Origin of the sequence: Chryseobacterium sp. CBTAP 102 (assembly GCF_003201365.1) — a bacterium.
GTDB classification, from domain to species: domain Bacteria; phylum Bacteroidota; class Bacteroidia; order Flavobacteriales; family Weeksellaceae; genus Chryseobacterium; species Chryseobacterium candidae.
In genome coordinates this window covers 126,572-147,807 of the sequence record NZ_QICX01000007.1, presented here as the reverse complement: position 1 = coordinate 147,807, position 21,236 = coordinate 126,572, and the positions used below count along the sequence as shown (strand labels likewise).

The 21,236-nt window shown below is 35.7% G+C and carries 19 protein-coding genes; 5 read left to right on the top strand and 14 right to left on the bottom strand.

Annotated elements, in window-relative coordinates; all coding sequences use genetic code 11:
- Nucleotides 1–9 precede the first annotated feature (9 nt).
- Entirely contained in the window at nt 10–876 is an 867-nt protein-coding gene (locus C8D70_RS11860; protein WP_110367455.1) for a hypothetical protein, read from the top strand.
- A gap of 46 nt (nt 877–922) precedes the next feature.
- On the opposite strand, the gene C8D70_RS11855 is transcribed toward C8D70_RS11860, so the two are convergent.
- The 3 genes from C8D70_RS11855 to C8D70_RS11845 form a co-directional block, all read right to left on the bottom strand.
- Nucleotides 923–2,305, bottom strand: a complete 1,383-nt coding sequence (locus C8D70_RS11855) for a tetratricopeptide repeat protein (RefSeq protein WP_076595218.1) — start codon at nt 2,303–2,305, stop codon at nt 923–925.
- A 378-nt stretch (nt 2,306–2,683) separates the two neighbouring features.
- On the bottom strand, nt 2,684–4,066 hold the full coding sequence (gene glmM / locus C8D70_RS11850; RefSeq protein WP_110367454.1) for a phosphoglucosamine mutase: 1,383 nt from the start codon (nt 4,064–4,066) through the stop codon (nt 2,684–2,686).
- Nucleotides 4,067–4,132: 66 nt separating this feature from the next.
- Complete coding sequence (locus C8D70_RS11845; protein ID WP_110367453.1) at nt 4,133–5,128, bottom strand: DUF4421 family protein; 996 nt, start codon at nt 5,126–5,128, stop codon at nt 4,133–4,135.
- A gap of 242 nt (nt 5,129–5,370) precedes the next feature.
- On the opposite strand from C8D70_RS11845, the gene C8D70_RS11840 reads away from it, so the two are divergent.
- Both C8D70_RS11840 and C8D70_RS11835 read left to right on the top strand, forming a co-directional pair.
- Nucleotides 5,371–6,174 carry a hypothetical protein gene (locus C8D70_RS11840; RefSeq protein ID WP_110367452.1) on the top strand — a complete coding sequence of 268 codons (804 nt, stop codon included), beginning with the start codon at nt 5,371–5,373 and terminating at the stop codon, nt 6,172–6,174.
- 3 nt (nt 6,175–6,177) lie between these two features.
- Complete coding sequence (locus tag C8D70_RS11835) at nt 6,178–6,969, top strand: hypothetical protein (RefSeq protein ID WP_110367451.1); 792 nt, start codon at nt 6,178–6,180, stop codon at nt 6,967–6,969.
- A 165-nt stretch (nt 6,970–7,134) separates the two neighbouring features.
- Here C8D70_RS11835 and feoB read toward each other — a convergent pair whose 3' ends face one another.
- The 4 genes from feoB to C8D70_RS11815 form a co-directional block, all read right to left on the bottom strand.
- Nucleotides 7,135–9,168 carry a ferrous iron transport protein B gene (gene feoB, locus C8D70_RS11830; RefSeq protein ID WP_110367450.1) on the bottom strand — a complete coding sequence of 678 codons (2,034 nt, stop codon included), beginning with the start codon at nt 9,166–9,168 and terminating at the stop codon, nt 7,135–7,137.
- Nucleotides 9,168–9,422, bottom strand: a complete 255-nt coding sequence (locus C8D70_RS11825) for a ferrous iron transport protein A (protein ID WP_110367449.1) — start codon at nt 9,420–9,422, stop codon at nt 9,168–9,170. The genes feoB and C8D70_RS11825 overlap by 1 nt, the downstream gene beginning before the upstream one ends.
- A gap of 106 nt (nt 9,423–9,528) precedes the next feature.
- Nucleotides 9,529–9,843 (bottom strand): hypothetical protein, encoded by a 315-nt coding sequence (locus C8D70_RS11820; protein WP_110367448.1) that lies wholly within the window; start codon nt 9,841–9,843, stop codon nt 9,529–9,531.
- A 678-nt stretch (nt 9,844–10,521) separates the two neighbouring features.
- On the bottom strand, nt 10,522–11,421 hold the full coding sequence (locus tag C8D70_RS11815) for a GLPGLI family protein (RefSeq protein WP_110367447.1): 900 nt from the start codon (nt 11,419–11,421) through the stop codon (nt 10,522–10,524).
- A 170-nt stretch (nt 11,422–11,591) separates the two neighbouring features.
- On the opposite strand from C8D70_RS11815, the gene C8D70_RS11810 reads away from it, so the two are divergent.
- Complete coding sequence (locus C8D70_RS11810) at nt 11,592–12,089, top strand: DinB family protein (RefSeq protein ID WP_110367446.1); 498 nt, start codon at nt 11,592–11,594, stop codon at nt 12,087–12,089.
- Nucleotides 12,090–12,145: 56 nt separating this feature from the next.
- On the opposite strand, the gene C8D70_RS11805 is transcribed toward C8D70_RS11810, so the two are convergent.
- Nucleotides 12,146–14,848 carry a TonB-dependent receptor gene (locus tag C8D70_RS11805; RefSeq protein ID WP_110367445.1) on the bottom strand — a complete coding sequence of 901 codons (2,703 nt, stop codon included), beginning with the start codon at nt 14,846–14,848 and terminating at the stop codon, nt 12,146–12,148.
- 448 nt (nt 14,849–15,296) lie between these two features.
- On the opposite strand from C8D70_RS11805, the gene C8D70_RS11800 reads away from it, so the two are divergent.
- On the top strand, nt 15,297–16,178 hold the full coding sequence (locus C8D70_RS11800; protein WP_076595207.1) for a cupin-like domain-containing protein: 882 nt from the start codon (nt 15,297–15,299) through the stop codon (nt 16,176–16,178).
- Between the two features lie 61 nt (nt 16,179–16,239).
- On the opposite strand, the gene C8D70_RS11795 is transcribed toward C8D70_RS11800, so the two are convergent.
- The 6 genes from C8D70_RS11795 to C8D70_RS11770 form a co-directional block, all read right to left on the bottom strand.
- Entirely contained in the window at nt 16,240–17,964 is a 1,725-nt protein-coding gene (locus C8D70_RS11795; protein WP_110367508.1) for a hypothetical protein, read from the bottom strand.
- A gap of 152 nt (nt 17,965–18,116) precedes the next feature.
- Nucleotides 18,117–18,845, bottom strand: a complete 729-nt coding sequence (locus C8D70_RS11790) for a metallophosphoesterase family protein (protein WP_110367444.1) — start codon at nt 18,843–18,845, stop codon at nt 18,117–18,119.
- Nucleotides 18,845–19,057, bottom strand: coding sequence for a hypothetical protein (locus C8D70_RS11785; RefSeq protein WP_110367443.1), 213 nt, complete (start codon nt 19,055–19,057; stop codon nt 18,845–18,847). The genes C8D70_RS11790 and C8D70_RS11785 overlap by 1 nt, the downstream gene beginning before the upstream one ends.
- Nucleotides 19,054–19,596 carry an RNA 2'-phosphotransferase gene (locus C8D70_RS11780; protein WP_110367442.1) on the bottom strand — a complete coding sequence of 181 codons (543 nt, stop codon included), beginning with the start codon at nt 19,594–19,596 and terminating at the stop codon, nt 19,054–19,056. Before C8D70_RS11780 ends, C8D70_RS11785 begins: the two co-directional genes overlap by 4 nt.
- A gap of 10 nt (nt 19,597–19,606) precedes the next feature.
- Nucleotides 19,607–20,548, bottom strand: a complete 942-nt coding sequence (locus C8D70_RS11775) for an ADP-ribosylglycohydrolase family protein (RefSeq protein ID WP_110367441.1) — start codon at nt 20,546–20,548, stop codon at nt 19,607–19,609.
- On the bottom strand, nt 20,548–21,234 hold the full coding sequence (locus C8D70_RS11770) for a Sir2 family NAD-dependent protein deacetylase (RefSeq protein WP_110367440.1): 687 nt from the start codon (nt 21,232–21,234) through the stop codon (nt 20,548–20,550). Before C8D70_RS11770 ends, C8D70_RS11775 begins: the two co-directional genes overlap by 1 nt.
- Nucleotides 21,235–21,236: the final 2 nt, after the last annotated feature.

Sequence of the window (21,236 nt, the reverse complement as noted above, 5' to 3'; positions counted from 1 at the left end):
CTTATAACTATGAAAAAACTTCTACTTTTGGGGTCTGTAGCCTTATCTGTACTTTCCTGTTACAATTCTGACGACACTCCTTTTGACAACAGTGATCCGTCTAATCAAAGTGTAATTCTTCCCACGAAGATGACCATGGACGGTATTGTAATGAAAATCAATTACAACGGAACCAAAATCATCAGTATGATGAACAACATTAATCATGGACAAAGAGTGGAGTTTTCTTATACCGATGATTATGTTTCGGGCATTAAGAATTACGAAAATAATGTTCTTGAAAGTGCTGTGGAATATGGATATTCCAATGGACGTATGGCTTCAGCGGTTGTTAAGGAATATTCTACTACCGGAACTGTTCAAAATACGGTTACATTTACCTATAACTACACCAGTAATACGGAAATCAAGGTGAAAAGAGAGACAAATTCGGGAATTGCAGGTTCTTCCACCATCAACAGTGTATTTACTTATAACAATGGAAATATGGTAAGCAGCGCAGGATCAGGAACCGGAACTGTTAATGGAAATACCGTTAATTATACCGAAAAAGAGACTTATACTTACACAGAAAAAAACTATCCTTTTAAAAATGTAAAAGGCTTTGACAAAATCATATTCAACGGAAATGAGAACAGTGACGGGGTAAGCATGCTATTTTCGAATATAAAAAACAGCTTAAGTACTTATAAAGGAGAGTTCACCCATGCTACAGCCGGAGGAGGAACAGTTACCGGAGCTACCTCTCATAAGTATACCACCACTTTTAATACTGCAGGTTATCCATCTGAAGAAAGCAGACAGTCTCTTGATATGAACGGAAATGCAAACACCAGCGCTCCGGATAAATTTTTCTACGAATACAATTATCAATAAAAAAAACCTGCATTTCTGCAGGTTTTTTCTCTTATTTTAGATTCTTCTAGTTCTTTTTCTTCACTTTGCTGGCTTTTACCTTTTTCACTTCGTCTTTAATGAAAGGATATTTTTTCTGCATATCCTTAGCTAGAGAAGGATCAAGTTCAAGTGCTTTTTGAAGTGATTCCATTCCTTTATCCTGGTCTTTCAGATTGTAAAAGCAATTACTAAGCTGATAAAACAGCTCTGCTCTGTAATGCTTTTTAATGGCTCTGTTCAAAACCGTTACCGCATCTTCATACTCTCCTACCAACATCAAAACTTCTGAATAGGCATACCAGTTATAGAATCTTGACGGCTCTGCATCCACCAGTTTTTTAAGACAGGAAAGGCTTTCTTCAAACTTCCCTGAATCAATGAACAGGAATGCCAGTCTCTTTTGATAATCAAGATTGTTTTCATTGAGCTGGGTAGCTTCTTTGGCAAAATGCAATGCTTCAGACATTCCGCCCATCTCTTCATAAAGATAAGACTGCTCCATCATGGCAAGATAGAACTGAGGATCTTCTCTCAGTGATTTCTGGAATGCGTTTAATGCTAAAATAGGCTGTTTCAGGGCCTTATTGCACAATCCGATCTTATAAAAAGTAAATGCTTTTGTATATTCAAGCTCCAGCATTTCTTCATAAGTTTCGATCGCCTTTTGGTATTGTCCCAAAGCTTCATAACAAGCTGCTTTATTGGCATATACTCCTACAGAGTTTGAGTTGATTGCCAGCAAATAGTCGTAGCCTCTTATCGCTTCGTCATAATTTTTTCTGTTGAAGTAGAATTGTCCGTATTCAAACCATGCGGTTTCAGAATAAGGGAATTCATCTAAATATTCATTAAGAAAGGCAATAGCCTCCTCACTCTTATTCAGGTCACTGAAGCATACCATAGCATTTTCCAGCGAATATTCATCCGTAGGATCTTCCTTCAGTGCTTTTCTGTAATGTTTAAGAGCGTTAAAAGGATCTCCGAGATTCACATATTCATCCGCAATAAAGTTGTGGAGAAAGTTTTCTTCTTCCTCTAATGTTAAAGCTTTTTTGCAGATTTCAATGGATTTTCTGGGATTTCCTAGGTTCGAATAATACTTGGCGTAGCAAACCAAAAAGTCTGTATTCTCCATAGAAGCGCCTTTCAGTTCGTCAATAAGTTCTTTCGCCGTATTATACTCTTCCCACTCCAGAAGGATCTCAAGTCTTTTAATCTTAATATCCAACGAATTAGGGTGAAGCTTTAGTCCATAATTAACAGCCATGTCAGCGTAATTAAAATCCCCAAGCTCCAAATAATAAACAATAATGTCTTCCAACTCTTCTGTATCAAAGTAGAATTCGTCATTGTTTTCCATCATTTCCTCGAACTTTTTTACAAGTTCATTTCCAAAATACTCTTCCAATAGTGTCCTCTTTGTCGGCCCAACGTTTGAATTTGCTTACAAACCTCGGCAAACGTTTAATTAATAATATATCTGAAACTGATATTCAAATATTTATGCAAAGTTGCAACTTTTTTTTGAATTTTCCATTTCATAAATTTCTATTATAAAAATAGTAAAAAAAGAAAACCGATAAAAGGATTGTGGATAAAAAACCGGAAATTGGGGTTAAATTCTTATAACAAGGTGTTTTCCGCTTTGTATCTCAGCGTTTCATGCCGATTCGATATCTTTACTATCTATTTCTTGTGTCTCCATTTTAATTTTTCCATCCACAGCTGCCTGAAACATTTCTGATATAAAAAAAGAACAGACTCATTGTCCGTTCTTCCTGTATTTTTAGATTAAACTTCTGATTTTGCTAATGATATCATCACCTAACTGATCTGCTTCCTCCTGAGATTTAGCTTCAGTATAGATTCTGATAATCGGCTCCGTATTGGATTTTCTAAGGTGGACCCAGTTGTTTTCAAAGTCTATTTTTACACCATCTACTGTAGAAACTTCTTCATTCTGATATTCCTGCTCCATTTTACTTAAGACAGCATCTACATCAATCTCTGGTGTAAGTTCTATTTTCTTTTTCCCCATAAAATAGCTCGGATATCCTGCTCTCAGTTCAGAAACGGTTTTATTTTCTTTGGCTAAATGAGTCAGGAAAAGCGCAACTCCTACCAAAGAGTCTCTTCCGTAATGTAACTCAGGGTAGATAATTCCTCCGTTTCCTTCTCCTCCGATGACAGCATTTTTCTCTTTCATCAGGGTGACTACGTTTACTTCTCCCACAGCACTTGCAAAGTATTCTGAATTATGGGTTTGTGCCACATCTTTCAGTGCACGGCTTGAAGAAAGATTGGAAATAGCTGCTCCGTTTTTATTTTTCAATAAATAATCTGCAACCGCTACCAATGTGTATTCTTCACCAAACATTTCTCCTTTTTCATCAATGAGAGCTAATCTGTCTACATCCGGATCTACAACGATTCCTAAATCTGCATTTTCTTTCTTCACCAATTCACAGATATCTCCCAAATGTTCTTTTAAAGGTTCAGGATTGTGTGGGAAGTGACCTGTAGGCTCACAGTATAATTTAATCGTTTCGCATTCTAATTTATCCAAAAGCATAGGAATGGCAATTCCTCCTGTAGAGTTTACCGCATCAAGAACAACCTTAAAATTCTTTGCTTTGATGGCTTCTGCATCTACCATTGGTAAATCCAGAATCTGCTGAATATGGATATCAAAAGCATCATCTCTTGTTTCATATTTTCCAAGATCATCTACTTCTGCATAGTTGAAGTCTTCACTTTCTGCCAGGGCCAATACTTCAGCACCGTTTTCACCACTAATGAATTCTCCTTTTTCGTTTAATAACTTCAGAGCATTCCATTGTTTTGGATTATGAGAAGCGGTAAGGATAATTCCTCCGTCTGCATTCAGCTCAGGAACCATTACTTCTACTGTAGGCGTTGTAGAAAGCCCCAGGTCTACCACATTAATTCCTAATCCCTGCAATGTAGCGGTTACTAAAGAAGACACCATCTGACCGGAGATTCTTGCATCTCTACCGATGATAAGCGTAAGATCTTTTTTGTTTTTATTATTTTGAAGCCAGCTTCCGAATGCAGATGCGAATTTTACAACATCCAGCGGTGTTAAGTTATCATTTACTTTACCACCAATGGTTCCGCGAATTCCGGAAATAGATTTTATTAATGACATGATGTTTTTAATTTATTTTGTTTTTCTGAATTTTCCAACGCAAAGATACTTAAAAGACCCTTCAACTTATAAAACAGGAATCTTTTTTTGGACTTTATCATAGGTATTTTTCACAACTCTCGGTGGTGCAAAACGATACCCCAGATAAATAAGTCCGTACAGATTATTATTTTCTACTGCCTCTTGGTTTTTCTGATAGGTATAAGTCTTAAAGCTCATTCTTGCTCCAAAAAGTAAATGTTCCGAATTATATCCGACGTGGAGTCCTCCTTCCATTCTCAGGGTTACAAACTGTTCATTTTCTTTCTTCTTATTCTCCTCAATGGAGCTTGAAAACTGTCCCCCAAGACCTACAGAAAGATAAGGAGCAATATTTACCTTATCTTTTATAATGCAATTATAAAAGTATCCCATATTACCGCCTATCTTATACTGAACCTCTTTGTTTTTCACTTCATTGATTGTGTTGGTAAAAAAGCTAACATCATAATCCAGATAGGGAATCCAGCTTCCGCTGCTTTTTTTCTGCCATTCACTGTGAGTATATATACTTTTGGCTGAGAAATTTTTATTGAGTACGTATGATGTTGTTCCACCAAAACTCAGTACTTTTAGGTCCGGAAACTGTAAATAAGCATCTGTCTCCTTCCAGTCCGGAATAAAATCTTTCATATTTTCCACATAAAATCCCTTTACTTTTTTATAATAAAGATTCTGGATAAATCTTTTGGGGAAAAACCTGAAGCTCAAATCTGTATAGGAGCTTTTTCCTTTCAAATCATCCTCATTATTTCCCGGGATAAATTTGGGAGAAAAAGAAATTGTAGCACTTATAACACGATAGTCAACGGATACAGATGTTCTAGTTTTGTTATTGATAGACAGTTCTATTTTATCGTTTTTTCCCTGGGAAAGAATGTATTTTTCAAGATTCGTATCAAGATTAAGGCGAATCATCACCTGTTCTGCATAAGACTTGATGTTTAAGGTATCTGACTGTGCTTTTACCTGAAGAACAAATAAAGAAAATAAAATGGATAATCCTGCTTTAAAGAAATTCAAATCGAGTAATTTACATTAGAAAATGAAATTACTGATTTTTTCAATTTATTTTAATGCATAATTATTTTTTTTATTAATACTGAAGAAAAAACAAAGCAATTTGTGTTTTATTTTTAATTAACAGAAAAATACTCTATCATAATCAACATAAATGTATTATTTTTAACATTTTGTTCTCATTTTTCAGATTCCTTTATTAATTTATGTTTTTTTAAATTTGTGTAATAAAAATTTACTATTCAATGAAAAAAATTATTTTATTATTTACTCCTTCCATTTTCTTCTGCCAGAATGTTGGGATCAATAATACTACGCCTATCGCCACATTAGATATTATATCATCAGGAAATACCAATGCAACGAAGGCTTTAAAAATTACCAATTCAAATCCTACAGAAATCTTTACTATTCAAAATGATGGTAATGTGGGGATAAACAGTTCTTCGGCAGCAGCCAATACAGCCCAATTAAACATTAATTCAGGATCGGCTACAAAATCTGTATTAAAATTAGATAACCTCAGCAATACTAAAGATAAGACTATTGCTTCAGGAGTTAACTATAATCAGTTCAGCAGCCTGGTAGTGGATAATAACGGAAATGTATTTAAGCAATTTGATATCAAAACAACCAGTGGAACGGCTTCAACCTTTGACGGATCCTATACAGCAACCTCAACAAACACAACTCTTACCAATCTTTCCGGAGGAAATGTTGTCCGTTTTCAAATACTTACTCCTGATTTCACGTTAGGAACCGGAGACGTTTTGTATGCTGATGTTATGTGGACTCGTAATGCCGGCTTTTTGGTATCTAATTATGGATATGACAGTTCTTCTGCAACGGTTAATCCAATGGTGATTAATGGTCTTGGAACCAACACTCTTATATTTAATTTTACCAATGGAACAGACTTGACATTTTCCGTAAACTTAACCGGAAGTGTAGGGGCTGGCTCTAATATGGGAACTTTAAATTATAATATTACCGGTTCTGGAGCCACCTCCGTCCCTTTTAATGTTTACTATAGCTTTAAATCCAGATAATTTATGAAAAATAGTCTTATTATCAGCTGTCTTATAACAGGAAATAGCATTTTTGCACAGACAGGGAACTTTGGAATCAATACGAATACCCCAACTTCAAAGGTTGATATTGTATCCACCGGTAATTCTTCTACAAAGGCATTAAGAATATCTGATTCCGGATTCCTGGAAAAATTTACGCTTTTAAATAACGGCAATATGGGAATTAATTCTACATCGCCAGACGCACAACTAGGCATTAATACAGGAACGAATACAAAATCGGTATTAAAGATCAATACGGTAAGTACAACAAATGGGAGACAAAATACGGGGATTAATTATAATCTCTTTTCTCCACTCATTTCTGATGAAAATGGGAATTTGGTGAAACAGTTTGATTTGAAAACAGCTAACAGTAATTCCTTAACTTTTGACGGATCTTATACGACTTCAGGAGCCACGAATAAGACATTGTGCTCTGTGAATTCAGGAAGTATTCTCGGTTTTACTGTACTGACAGGGTTTGTTCAAGGACAAAGCGGTACGGGTGTCGTTAAATATGCTACGGTTACCTGGTCCAGGGGTTCAGGTTTTATCATAAGTTCCAACGGTCACGATTTCGCAAATAACAATTCTAATTCTTTAACGGTTCAAGGCTCAGGAACCAATACACTTACTTTTGATGTTCAAACGGGTGATGACCTTATTTTTGAAGTTACCGGCGGAAATCTTGTTTACCGGCAGGTTGATTCAAGTACCGGTACGGGCAGAAGTGAAGGATTTAATATTTTCAAAAGCTTTAGAACAAGATAAATAAGAATATTTTTTAACTGCAGCCACAATCTTTATCACAATTGGTTCTTTTGGAACTGAATTTCTTTGGTGCGAAATTCTTTTTAAGTACTTTAAATAAAGAGTAGCAGGCGAATGCTACGATTAACAGAACAAGTACGTATTGAAAAATTAATGATGAATCCATTATTTTAAAATCTGATATACGATCATCGACACAAAATAGGCCAAACCTGTCATCATGACCACCTGAAAGCCGGTCCATTTCCAGCTTTTGGTTTCTCTGTAGACTACTGCTAGTGTAGAAACACACTGCATTGCAAATGCGTAGAAAAGAAGCACCGAAATTCCGGTTGCAAAACTGAAGACTTTTTCTCCGTTGGGTTTTACATCTCTTCTCATTTTATCAATAACTTTTACTTCCGGGGCATCATCTTCCAGGCTGTAAAGTGTAGACATTGTTCCCACAAAAACTTCTCTTGCCACGAAGCTTGTAAGGATTCCTACTCCCATTTTCCAGTCGTAGCCGAGCGGAGCGATTACGGGTTCTATTCCTTTACCCATTTTAGCAAGGTAAGAATGATCCAGATGAACATCTGCTGCTACAAATTCATTTGTTTTCTGGCTTGGCCCGAAATAGCTTAAAAACCAGATAATGATACTTACGATGAAAATTATTTTTCCGGCTCCGGTAATGAAGTCCCATACTTTTCCTAAAACCATTTTAAAGTCATATCCGAAAAGTGGTTTTTTATAGGCAGGAAGATCCATTACCAGGTATGTTTTTCCTTTACTTTTAATAAATCTTTTAAGAATTGCTGCTGAGAATAAAGCCACTAAAAATCCTAGAAGATACATTCCCATCAAGACCAGTGCTTTATATTTTATTCCCAGGAATGTTCCTTCTGAGATAATCAGTCCGATAATGATGCTGTAAACAGGAAGTCTCGCAGAACATGTCATAAATGGGGTTACCAATATCGTGAGCAATCTTTCTTTTACATTTTCAATATTTCTTGTAGAGATCACCGCCGGGATCGCACAGGCAGTTCCTGATACAAGGGGAACGATACTTTTTCCGTTAAGCCCGAAGGGGCGCAGCAGCCTGTCCATCAGGAATACCACTCTTGCCATATATCCTGAATCTTCCAATAAATAAAGGAAGTACAGCAGGATTCCAATCTGTGGTGCAAAAACCACAATTCCTCCTATTCCCGGAACAATTCCATTTGAAATCAGTGAATTAATTGGTCCTTCCGGAAGATGTTCATTGGTGAATGCTGCCAGCCATGAGAAGGATTCTTCAATCCAGCTCATCGGATATTCTGCAAGGAAGAAAACGCTTTGGAAAATAACCAGCAGAATAGCTAAAAAGACAACATAACCCCAGAATTTATGAACTAAAACTTTATCCAGTTTTTCGGTTAACAATTCTTTGAACTGAGCTTTTTTAGAAATGACATCAGCCAGTATTTTGTCTACATTCTGATATCTTCTAACGGTTTCCTGAACCTGCAACCTTTTAGGCACCAGGCTTTTAGAATCTGATTCATTCAACTGTTCCATTACTGAGCCGATTCTTCCAAGATCTGTTCCCAGGGAAAGGCTCACCCATGCTTTATATTCGTTATCGAAACCTTTATGTGCTGCCAGTTTCTGAATAAAGTCTCTATGTTCATTTGGGGTTTCAAAAGAAAGTTTGTCTGTTTTTACAAACTCACTGTTATAAACAGCTTCCCTTACTTCATCAATCCCGATCTGTTCCTTGGCATTGGTCTGAATAATTTTAATACCTAATGCATCGGAAAATTTTTGAATATCTATCGTAATCCCTCTTCTTTCCGCCTGATCAATCTGGTTGACAATCAAAATCATAGGAATACCAAGATCCTGAATCTGCTGAAACAACAGCAGCCCTCTTTTTAAACTTAATGCTTCAAGAATATAAACAACTCCTGCGTAGTTCTTCTGCTCATCGATAAGATATTTGGAAAAAATAGCCTCATCTTCTGAACTCGGGTATACACTGTAAGAACCTGGAAGATCTATCACCTCAACTTCTTCATTTTTGTAAACATAGTTCCCCGAATGACTTGCAACGGTAACGCCGGCGTAGTTTCCGGTTTTCTGCTTTTTGTTGCAAAGCGTGTTGAAAACCGTTGACTTTCCTACATTAGGATTCCCGACTAAAAGTATCTGTTTTTTCTTGTTTTCCTGCATTAATTCAATTCTTCAACAATGATGTAATCTCCTTCTTCCTCACGAAGAGCAATCCGGCTTTTTTCTGCTCCAAATTCTACATACATTGGCCCGCTGAACGGAGCCTGATGCAAAATCCTGAAAAGGGTATCCGGAAGAAGTCCCATTTCAATAATTTTATTGGGCATTTTAAGATGGTCGTTATCATACCCCAATATCTTCCCCATTTTATTTTTAGGGAATCCACTTAATTTATGTAATCCTTTCTCTTTCAAAGCCTGATTTTTAGTCTTGCAAATATACGCTATTTAAATTTAATCTAAATAACAAGGTTCAGAAAGAAAACTTCCTGAACCTTATAATTTTTAAATATTTAGTTAATTAAAGACCTCCAAAACTAGCCATGCAGCTAGCTGTTGCTGCTGCCTCAGCAAAGCCTTCTGCAGTAGGAATTCCCATAGATATATACATTAAGGAAATAGACATTGAATTGTTGAATACACATTGCTGGAAGGGATTCATTACCTTTGCTTTTGCAATTTTTATTACCACATTTTCATCTTTAAAATTCTTTTTTGCTTTAAGAACAGCTTCTGTCTTACTTTTGGATTCGACTGTATTTAATTTTGGATTTTCTGTTTTAGCAAATACAACCGCTGATGTCATCAATAGTGATGCAATAATAATTTTTTTCATGGTTTAATAAATTAAATTAGTTTTAACAAACATATAAGAATAAAAAATAAAATCAAATTTTTTTTGAATAATTTTTTAAAATTTCTTCTCATTAAGTATGAGAAATTATTATCCTAAAAGAAATCAGCCCAGATACAGTGATGTATTTGGGCTGATTCATATGAATATTATTCTAATATTTTAATCATCTGTGTACACATTCTGCCATCATTGCAGCCCATATGAAGGATTGTAACTCCCAACATAAGATGCAATTGCAATACATCCCTCCAAATTCATCTTTGCCTGATCCAATTTTTTAATTATTTTTATTTCTGCTTTTTCATTCTTAAAATTTTTTTTGGCAACCAAAGCAGTCCCAACAACGATTTTTTTGAATTTTCAGAAATAAAAAAGTTTATTGAACTTTGTTTCAATAAACTTCCTGTAACATAAGTAACAATCGGCATTATAAAGAATTTCACCAACTATTTTTGACTATTAACCCATAGTATTTTAATTTGTTGTAAAACAAACATATAATGAAAAATAATTGTTTATTCTTGAATATCAGTTCAAAATAGTGTTTTCTTCAATCCTATATAATCCATAATGGAATATTTTCAATAAAAAGAAATCAACCCAAACACATTGCTGTATCTGGGTTGATTCAAAATATAATTTAGTTGATATGAATGCTTATTTTTTCTTCTTATCAGAAGCTTGTTCTTTTTCTATTGGATTATCATTAGATCCGAAGAAATCTTTTACCTGCTTTTCCAATCTCTTCATAAAGTCTCCTACGGTTCCATCTGTTCCCGGCATTGGTCTGCTCATATTTTCTGCGGTCATATAAGGTCTCGATTCGGCAAAAGGATCTGCTTTGTAACCTTCGTAAGATTTCAGGAATTTTTCTTTCGATGTAGGCGTTATTGTATTGCTCATCATTCCCATTTTAGCATTGATCTTATCCGCATAAGACAATTCATCATAGTTCTCTATCTTTTTGTTTCCACTCAACTGCCATGAATAGTTTTTATCAGCATCTTCAATTTTTACAATAAGGCCTGGAAGTCCTTTAAATTTATATGGACCATCCTGAAAAGGGATGTCTGAACTGAACCATGCCGTCCATTTTCTTCCTCCAAAGTCAGTAGTTGCCTTCTGAGCATTGTATGCTCCTATTTTTTGTTTATCTGGTAGAATACTCCATTCCAGCTTCGGGTCGTCCTCATATGAGAACAGGTTTCTGCTGATTCTGTCTACATACTGTACCTTCATGTCAGGATAAGTCTTGATGATCTTATAGGAAAATTTCGGCCACTTAATCAGCTTAGTCATATCCTTAAAAGATTTGGTTTTCTCCATTTCTTCTATCTGAACTTTAATGATAGAATCCTGGGCAGGCATTGTATAATCCTGATAGATTGATTTTTTAGGAGTAATATCAAGGATAGTAATGATCTTATCTAGTTTTGCTGAATCTTTCTTCGGCTTAAAAGTAAGTTCATAAAAGAAACGGTTTGCAGTCTCTTTTGATTCCTGAGCGCCAGCAAAAGCAAAAAGAGCGATAAGAAATAGGGAGAATAATTTTTTCATTATAGCAAGTTTTATATAATTAGTAATCGTATGTTTTATTTTGTTACAGTTTTTTTCAAATTTTATTTATCATTTATCCTTAATGTTATAAGAATTAAAAAATTATGATTCTCTTAAAACGGTTTCATTTTCAAAACGCTTACCTTTAAGTTTCTAAAAAACAAAATATTATGGACACTTTATCTCAATTAAAATCCGAGCTGGAGGGAGAATTTCAAACCACGAAAAAATTTATTGAACTGTTCCCGGAAGGAAAAAACGATTATGCTCCTCATGAAAAAAGCATGAAAATGATGCCCCTTGCCGCTCATCTGGTAGAAGTTTTTGAATGGCCAAACACTATTTTAAAAACTTCCGAACTGGATTTTGCCAAAGGAGACTACAAACCTGTCGTTCTTTCTACGAGGGGTGAACTCATGAAAAAGCTGGAGGAGGACTACCAATTGGCCAAAACGGCATTGGAAAATAGTACAGAAGATGATCTGAATCCCATCTGGACGATTAAAAATGATGGTCATGAGCTGGCAAGCTGGAGCAAATACGGAGCAATACGCCATGCTTTAAATCAGATCACCCATCACAGGGCTCAACTGGGAGTGTATTACAGACTGAACAATATTCCTTTGCCAGGAAGCTATGGGCCTTCAGCAGACCAGCAAAGCTTTTAATTACTATCTAAGTATATCTCAACAAAAAACCAATCCGAGTGGATTGGTTTCTTGTTTTATTTAAAATTGAATTTTACGGTAAACATGACTTGACTAGGACGAAGTTGATATTTGGTATACCTAATATCTGTGGTATTAATATCATAGGTTTCAAAAACTTTTTTGTTAGCAATATTCATCCATTTCAATTCAAAATCAATCTTCTTTTTGGTCCAAGTAAACTGATATGATACATCATAGAATCCATTATGATATTTTTGACCTGCTGCATTCGTATTTACCTGATCCCAGTTGAATCCAACAGTATGACTTTCCATAGGATAGAAAAAAACTCCCAGATTATGAGTAAATCCTGTTCTTGAAGCACTAGAGTTCAATTCACCAACACTTGTTTGTTTTGTTCTGGTAAGACTTGCATTATAATCAACGCTCATCCAACTGAAATAGGTATTATTAAATTTAATTCCAAATGACTGGCCATTGTTTTTATTGGTATAGGATTTATCATTCAAAAAGGCATCAGATTCTGTCGTATTGTTGCTATAGCTAAGAGATGCGTTCGTTTTAAACTTTGGAAAATATTTTCCAATTTCTACGCTATATCCATTATTTAATACATGATTGTCCTGCTCTTTATATTTCATTATTGTATATCCACCGCCATTGATCTCCGGATTTGAAATTAAGTTTCTCTTTGCATCAGAATATCTGTAATTAACATTAAAGAATAAATTATTCAATGGATTTCTATATTCTATTCTTGTTCCCGCAGATTTATTGTTATTCTGAGGAATTGGGTTGTTAACATCCATTGCTCTAATTCCCTCAGGTGATGTCATTAAGAAACCTGAATATGCTGTATTTATTTCTCCAAAATTATTATTAATATTAGCATTTACAGATGCTTTCCAGAATGAAGCAAATGAATATTGTGCAAAAATATTAGGTTCAAATGTTACTTTATTTACAGATTTTGAAACGAGTCTCAATGGATCATCCGCTTTAATATTGTTTGAGTTTACCGGAAGATTGGCATAGATCATCCATGATTCACTTTTATAATTTATCCCTAAACTTCCGTATGGTGTAGCTATGGTGTAATTTAAATCATTACTATATGCCTCTGGTTTGGGATTTTGAATATCAGGATTTGTAGATGGAATTGCTTTCACATTTGACAAATCGGACATCAAACCCGTACTTTTAAAATTAAATCCAACTTCTGGAGTAAACGTCCATCCTTTGGCAGAAAAACCAATATTAGCAGAATGATTAGCTTCAAAAGTTTTAAGCCTTAAACTCTGTATAGCAAACTCTGTATTAGGTACTGGTTTAAATCCAGGGATATCCAAATAAGATGAAGGAGAAACTTCCAAAGTCTGTCTATCTGTTTGGTAACTCACATAAGATAAGAGATTTACCATCTTTTCCTTCCATGGAATAATCGTACTCAATGAGTTCTGGAATGATGTTGTAGGTGATTCAACTCCCTCATTAGCATTTCTTTGAATACCGGTTTTTGCATCTGTTCTGTCAACACTTCCTCTATCTGCATTCCAATATTGAGAGAAGCTTGTGGTGTTTTTAAAGAATCCTTTTTTGGCATTCTTTGTAAATATTAATTCTCCTTTTGCTCTATCTGTATAAAAATTATTCAGGGTTTTTATAATAGTAGAAGCTCCACCAAAATAATCTGTCTGGCTATAAGACTCTCTTTCTACGGCATTATTGGTATAATTTGCATTCGCTTTAAGCTCCCATTCCTTTTTCTTATCAATATTGGTAAGATAGTTGGCAGATAAATAATGAACATTATTCATCAGATATCTTTTCACCGGAAGGTTAGGAGTATCTGCATTTTCTACATTTAGCCAATCATTTTGAGAAGCATTGATTCTTTTTCCTTCAAATCTATTTCCGAAAGCCAGAATATTCCCTTCATTTTCTACCTGTTCCCCCATGTTATTGGTTTTATAATTGACTACCCATTGGCTTTTCTGCCCGAAAAACATGGGAGTCAGCTTTACATTCCAAAGCCATGGATCTCCGAAACCGGTTCCTACTTCGCCTCTACCGGTCATGGTAACAGAGTTTTTAAGTTTGATATTGATGGCAGCCTGATCTGAAGGTACTTTATCCTGAAGTATTTTTACCGGCTGGTGGTTTTCAAGAACTTCTACTTTCTGTACGGCATCTTTAGGAAGTGAGTTGTTGATGGTTCCATAACCACCTTCCATAAGGTCTTTTCCATTGACGTAGAATTTATTGATGGCATTTCCCTGATAAAGAATTGTTCCGTCTTTATTGACTTCAATCCCCGGAATCTTTCTCATAACATCTGCAAGGGTTCTGTCATTTTTACTGTTGAATGCTTTAAGATCGTAAGAAATGGTATCGCCTCTTGCGGTAATCATCTTTGTTTTCAGCTGTACTTCTTTAATTTCTGTGGCTTCAGACTGCATTTTGAAGTTCAGAGTCTGATCGCTGTTATTGATTTGCTTGGTAAGAGGTTTCTGATTGAATGCTTTCACTTTCAGATCCACATTGGATTCTCCGGAAGTGAAAGTTACCTTATATTCTCCCTTAGAGTTGGTAATTCCGTAAGCAAGAATAGCATCTTTGCCGGGTTCTTCTATAGTAACACTGGCACTTGGTATTGCCACCCCGTCATCATCAGTAATTTTTCCTGAAATCGTTTTCTGAGCAAAAGTAAGCACAGTAAAGAAAAGCATCAGAAATAAAGTAATATTTTTTTTCATACTTATTATTTGCTCAATTAGTTAATCATTGTGGTTTTTTGTTACACTTTTATAAAGATCAATTTTACCCTCAAAGGTTAAATCAGTATCACTACAAACATAGTTATAATTTTCAAGCTTTTGAATTTTTGTTTAAAAAAGAAATATTCTCAAACAAAAACATAAACAGTTGAAGGTTTCTTTTCCAATATTTATTTCATCATAAGATCATGTTTGGCATAAAAAATATGCAAAAGGAGTAGGAAATTATTTTTAAATTTCTGTAACATTATCCGGATAGATATTGTCTTTTTTTATTACATAAAGAACAATTTTAAAAGGAAGTAAAGGAATTAATATTCTTACTTATTCTAAATAGTAAAATCTGATTTGAATCATAGATTAAAAAAAAATTAAACGCTATTACATAAATATATATTTAATAATTTTGTAACATAAAATTTATAAAATGGGAATTATTTTAAAGCCTATAGATGTTGTAGAAGACATTTCAAAAGAAGAATTCTACGCAAAATATCTGAAGCCAAGAAGGCCCGTTGTCATCAGGAATATGGCAAAAAAATGGCCTGCTTATCAAAAATGGACGATGGAATATATGAAGGAAGTTGTAGGAGATGTGGAGGTTCCGTTATATGACAGTTCAAAGGCAGATCCTTCTGCTCCCATCAATGCATCGGCAGCAAAAATGAAGTTTGGAGATTATATAGATCTTATCCAGCGGGAGCCTACTGATCTCAGAATATTTCTTTTCGATCCTATAAAATATGCCCCAAAATTGTTGGAAGATTATATTTCTCCCAAGGAATTAATGGGAGGTTTTCTGGATAAATATCCCAATATGTTCTTTGGCGGAAAAGGATCGGTAACGTTCCTTCATTTTGACATTGACATGGCCCATATTTTCCATACTCACTTCAACGGAAGAAAGCACATTCTTCTTTTTGATTATAAATGGAAAGAAAGACTTTATCAGATTCCATATGCAACCTATGCCCTGGAAGATTATGATATTGAAAATCCTGATTTCACCAAGTTTCCGGCACTAGATGGTGTAGAAGGAATTGAGTGTTTTCTGGAACATGGAGATACCTTATTCATGCCTACAGGATGGTGGCACTGGATGAAATACCTGGACGGAAGTTTCTCAATTTCTTTAAGAGCCTGGGACAAATCGTGGGCAGTAAAAGCACATTCACTGTGGAATCTTACCGTACAGCGTAAATTCGACGACATCATGAAGTCCAATTTCAAAAAAAATTATATGGACTGGAAAGAGAAAATGGCAATTAAAAGAGCAGAATTAGCCCTGAAGAGAGGTTTACCAAGATAAATAAAAAGACGTTTCGTTTGAAACGTCTTTTTTTATAGTTTATTTATTTAAAATCAATTCATTACAATACCCTGTAAACCGGATACTGTCTAAACGTTTTCTCTTCAAAATAAGGAGAATATCTGTAGATCCAATCCAGTTGTGCTTCTCCATCTTCAGACAATTTTTTATCCGATGCTTTAGCTGTTTCAAAGGATTCTCTCAGCTTTTTATCCTTTTTCAGGAGTTCGGCAGCGGTATCTTCAAAAATATAGGCGGAATAATATTCTTTCTGAGCCAGAATTCCGTCAAAAAAGTTCCAGTTGAAAAATGAGTCTAATGCTTCAGGTTCAAGTGTTTCTATGATATATTTTACACCAGGCTGATCGGTAGAAACCAGATAATCCCCGGCAGCAAATGTCATGTTTTTCAGAGCAGAGTCCACTGTTGTTTCAAAATGCAGATAGTGGCCTTCATACGGGTTTTTAACGGTTTTAAAATCTTTGATTTTATAAGACTCAACGGCTATTGTACTGTCTTTCTCTATTGGTTTCATCAGAATTTTATTTCTTTTAAATTCTTCAATCACCCGATATTGCGACTGTGGAATGACATAATACTTCGGAATGGTAATATATCCGGTTGGAACTGCTGTTGTAAAAAGCTTTATATTTTTTGTAAAAGGCTTGTTTCTGTCATAATACAGCCTTGGCTTCCCTGAAACTTCACTGGGTTTGTATTTTCCTTCATAGCCCTTAAAATCCATCGTAGAGAATTTTGTGGAATCTATTTTCCAGCGGATGCCATATTGTTTTCCTGCCTGATATTGTTTTAAATTTTCAATACGAAGCTGTTTTATTTTCTGATAATCTTTATCTAAATTCTGCAGATTCACCAGCATATATTTGTAGGTAGCATCCACCCTTTTGTCATAAGGCTTCAGCATGTGGGTTTCCGGAACGGTTCCCAACGAGTTGAAAAGGGAAGTATATCCCGTAGAGTATCTGGGAGAGTCTTCAAAGGAGGCAAATCCTACTTCCGGTACATCTCCGTGAATGTTGACATAAGGCGTACTTTCATAGCCCAATTTCTTCATATCTTCAAGATTTTTAGCCTGAAAATCATTGTAGAAATAGTTTCCCAGGGTATTTCCCAAGCGTTCTTTAAAGGTAGAAATATAGGTGAACGTATATTGATAATCTGCTCCATTGCTGACATGGTTATCAATAAAGACATCCGGTTTCAGCCACTGGTATATCTCCTGAAAACTTCTGGCATTTCTGGAATCTGCTTTGATAAAATCTCTGTTCAGATCGTAATTCCTTGCATTTCCTCTAAAACCATACTGTTCAGGACCGTTTTGATTGGCTCTCGAGTAAGATCCTCTGTTCAACATTCCGCTTACATTATAGGCTGAAATAGCAGCAATAATAAAGTTCTGAGGGGGTTTAATCTTTTTGGAGGCAAGATCTCTCATCAGCATCATGGTAGCATCTATTCCGTCAGGCTCTCCAGGGTGAATTCCGTTGTTGACAAAGAGAATGGCTTTGTTTTTTCTTAATTTTTCAAGATCTTTTTCAGGAAAGGGATTATAAATCACCACATAAATGGGTTTTCCACTGTCATCTTCTCCTTTTTTAAGGTATTGAATGGTATTGAAATTTTTAGCCAGATCGTGATAATAGCTATTCATTTCATCGTAGGTAACAGTTTGGTTACCATTCCCTTTTTCAAAAGGAGTCTGAAATGATTTTTGAGCCAAAAACAGCGTAGAGATTAGAGTGAATAAAAGATATTTCAGTTTCATTGAAGTCATATTTTCAGACTTTAAAATTAATCATCTTTTGTGAGAAAAGGGATGTGCTGGCAGTCAAAATTGCAAGAGGCTAAAAGGTAAAATTATTTTAAAATAGAAACCTAACAGGTTTTGAAAACCTGTTAGGTTTGTTCTCAATAGTATTAATTTCTGCCCTTTTCTTCAGGATATAAGGAGGGAAGCGGATCACTTTGCCAGAATTCTTTAGTATCAATATCCATGATGGATAAAGCTCCGGTATAAGCGGCTCCGGTGTCCATATTCCAGATATTGGCTTTATTGGCGGGTATTTTGATCCCAATATCCAGCGTTGGGGTATGTCCGATGAATATTTCTTTATACAGAAGCAGTCTTTTAGGATACAATTCCGAGTTTCTCTGTAATTTTTTATCCATTGCGACAGCTGTTTCCCACAGAGTTCTGTCCCAACGGTAATTACTGGAATACACCTCTCTTTCAGGGCCGTGCATGGAAGCATATCCGGCATGAATAAACAACCGGTTCTGATCATCAATATGATAATTTTTCATCCTTTGAAAGAATTCGAGATGAATATCCAGGTCTTCAAGAGAATAATCCGCATAACTTTCTACGGTACTTTTTCCTCCATTGAAAAGCCATACATCAGGTTTTTGTCCAAATGCCAGCCAATCTTCAAACCATACGTCATGATTTCCTTTGATGAAAATACATTCCTGCTTTTCAGAAAGTTCGATTAAGAACTGGATAATTTGGGAGGACTCGCTCCAACCGTCTACATAATCTCCGAGGAAAATCAGCTGATCATCAGGTGTGGCTCCTGCTCTTTCAAGAACCTGCTGTAAGGCTTTAAATCCTCCGTGAATGTCACCTATTACAAGTTTTCTGTTCATTATTTATTTTCATTTTGCCCAAATACAACCCATTCTCTTTGATAAAATCCTCCTTTTTTTAGCAATTCTACTGAACAATGAGGGCACTTCTTTCTATAGTCCCATGCAGCATAAGGTTTTCCATCAACCCTAACTGTTGCTCTTCTTTTTATATCCAAATCTGAAAATTCAAATACACTCTTACAGTTGGGACAGTTTGCCAACATTATCATTTTGAAATATATTTTGCATCTACAAAATCGGTCAGCCATACTCCGTTCGCAGACTGATAGAAAGATAATCCTTCCTGATGCATGGTTCCGGTTCTGATGGTGAGAATCACAGGTTTACCGTGTCTCATTCCCACCTTTGCAGCAGTCTCTTTATCAGCACTTAAGTGTACATGCTGGCGGGTTCTTTTTTCAATTCCTTTTTCTAAAATGGAAGCAATATTAGCTTCTGCAGTTCCATGATAAAGAAATTCCGGCGGCTGTATGACTTCCAAAGACAGGTCGATATCAATAGAATGTCCCTGACTCGCCCTTATCATGGTTTTATCTTGATTAAAGGCAAAACGTTTTTTGTTGTTAGTTTCTACTACTTCATCCAATTCCTCCGGAGTGAAATACACCCGCCTTTTGGCTGATTTTGCTCTCAGCTCTTCTATATCTGCCCAACCGTTTTCATCCAGTTTAATTCCTATACTTTCCGGCTGATGCCGTAAGATCAGGCTTAAAAATTTACTTATCTTTTTCTTTTCTATTTCGTTCATGGTTTGTGTTTTAATTCATTAATTTTTGGTATAATTTCTCGCACAATGCTTCAATATCATCCTTTCTCTCCAGTTCAGCAATCCATTCCTGCGGAATATTTTCATATCCGTAATAAACTCCGGCAATTCCTCCGGTAATGGCTCCTGTAGTATCTGTATCTTCTCCGAGATTGACGGCTTTCAACACGGCTTCAGAATAGCTTTCTGAATTGAGAAAACACCATAGTGAAGCTTCCAGGCTGTGAAGAACATATCCGCCACTCTTAATTTCATCTTCAGGATATCTGGAAATATCATTCTTTAAAATTCTACTGAAAAGCTCAATTTCATTTGGATTAAAACCTTGTTCTTCAGCATATTTTAAAGTGATATTCTGTGTTAGCTCATATGCTTCTTTTTTATTCTTTCCTTTCAACAATTGAATGGCAAAAATGACATAGATGAAACAGGCAAAAACAGACCGGAAATGACCGTGAGTTATCGCCGAAACCTCTTTTACTGTAAAATAAATTTTCTGAATATCCTCTTCATTTTCAAGATAAAAGGCAAGGGGAAGAATTCTCATTAAAGAACCATTCCCATTGTCTTCTTCAAAAATATTTCCTGAAAATTTAGCACTTTCGCCTTTGATTAATCTTGCCAGAGCATGTCTTGTGGTTCCTCCGATATCGAAAAGTTTTCCATGGGCAGTCCAATGACCATATTTATTCCATTTCACAAAACTTTGTCCGATTTTTTCCAGATCGTAACCTTTGGTAAGTTCATCAGCAAGACAAAGAGTAAGTGAGCTGTCATCACTCCAAGTTCCTTTGGGCTGGTTCCAGGACATATATTCCAGCATTTTTGTTACCGGAAAACGTTTTAAGTCTTCTCTTTTCTTAAATTCCACCGGAACACCAAGTGCATCTCCAATGCAGACACCCATAATTCCGGCTTTTACTTTATTTTCCATCAGGCAAGGTTGACTAATTTATCAAACAATAATTTCATTCCCTGAGTGGCTGTTTCTTTCATCACTACAGCTCTTTGTCCGTAACCAAACCCCGTTTCATGAGGATTGATGACGATTAAAAGACAGTCATCTTTGATATCATGAATAAGCCCGGCAGCCGGGTAAACCTGCAAAGAAGTGCCGATAACCAGTAAAATATCCGATTCTTTTACAATTTCTTTTGCCTTTTGATACAAAGGAACATCTTCTCCGAACCAAACGATAAAAGGTCTCAATTGTGCTCCATCTTCGGCTTTGTCACCAATATTGATATCCTCTTTCTGTTCATAAATCAGGCTTTTATTATTACAAGAACATGATTTGAACAGTTCACCATGAATATGAAGGATATTGGTGGATCCTGCCCTTTCGTGAAGATCATCAATATTTTGGGTAACAATCTGAACTTCAAAATATTTTTCCAACTCCGCCAGTAATTGATGTGCTTCGTTGGGTTGTACTTCATGCAGCTGGCGTCTTCGCTGGTTGTAAAATTCCAGCACCAAAGCTCTGTCTTTTCGCCATCCTTCCGGACTCGCCACATCTGTTACATTATGATTTTCCCAGAGCCCGTCTCCGTCTCTGAAGGTTTTTATTCCGCTTTCGGCACTGATTCCTGCGCCGCTTAATATGGTTAGTTTTTTCATTG

Bases quoted from the DNA above. Each gene is read 5' to 3' on its own strand.
- C8D70_RS11860 (WP_110367455.1), top strand. From the start codon at position 10: ATGAAAAAACTTCTACTTTTGGGGTCTGTAGCCTTATCTGTACTTTCC.
- glmM (WP_110367454.1), bottom strand. From the start codon at position 4,066: ATGTCATTAATAAAATCTATTTCCGGAATTCGCGGAACCATTGGTGGT.
- C8D70_RS11840 (WP_110367452.1), top strand. From the start codon at position 5,371: ATGAAAAAAATTATTTTATTATTTACTCCTTCCATTTTCTTCTGCCAG.
- C8D70_RS11835 (WP_110367451.1), top strand. From the start codon at position 6,178: ATGAAAAATAGTCTTATTATCAGCTGTCTTATAACAGGAAATAGCATT.
- feoB (WP_110367450.1), bottom strand. From the start codon at position 9,168: ATGCAGGAAAACAAGAAAAAACAGATACTTTTAGTCGGGAATCCTAAT.
- C8D70_RS11820 (WP_110367448.1), bottom strand. From the start codon at position 9,843: ATGAAAAAAATTATTATTGCATCACTATTGATGACATCAGCGGTTGTA.
- C8D70_RS11815 (WP_110367447.1), bottom strand. From the start codon at position 11,421: ATGAAAAAATTATTCTCCCTATTTCTTATCGCTCTTTTTGCTTTTGCT.
- C8D70_RS11810 (WP_110367446.1), top strand. From the start codon at position 11,592: ATGGACACTTTATCTCAATTAAAATCCGAGCTGGAGGGAGAATTTCAA.
- C8D70_RS11805 (WP_110367445.1), bottom strand. From the start codon at position 14,848: ATGAAAAAAAATATTACTTTATTTCTGATGCTTTTCTTTACTGTGCTT.
- C8D70_RS11800 (WP_076595207.1), top strand. From the start codon at position 15,297: ATGGGAATTATTTTAAAGCCTATAGATGTTGTAGAAGACATTTCAAAA.
- C8D70_RS11795 (WP_110367508.1), bottom strand. From the start codon at position 17,964: ATGAAACTGAAATATCTTTTATTCACTCTAATCTCTACGCTGTTTTTG.
- C8D70_RS11790 (WP_110367444.1), bottom strand. From the start codon at position 18,845: ATGAACAGAAAACTTGTAATAGGTGACATTCACGGAGGATTTAAAGCC.
- C8D70_RS11785 (WP_110367443.1), bottom strand. From the start codon at position 19,057: ATGATAATGTTGGCAAACTGTCCCAACTGTAAGAGTGTATTTGAATTT.
- C8D70_RS11780 (WP_110367442.1), bottom strand. From the start codon at position 19,596: ATGAACGAAATAGAAAAGAAAAAGATAAGTAAATTTTTAAGCCTGATC.
- C8D70_RS11775 (WP_110367441.1), bottom strand. From the start codon at position 20,548: ATGGAAAATAAAGTAAAAGCCGGAATTATGGGTGTCTGCATTGGAGAT.
- C8D70_RS11770 (WP_110367440.1), bottom strand. From the start codon at position 21,234: ATGAAAAAACTAACCATATTAAGCGGCGCAGGAATCAGTGCCGAAAGC.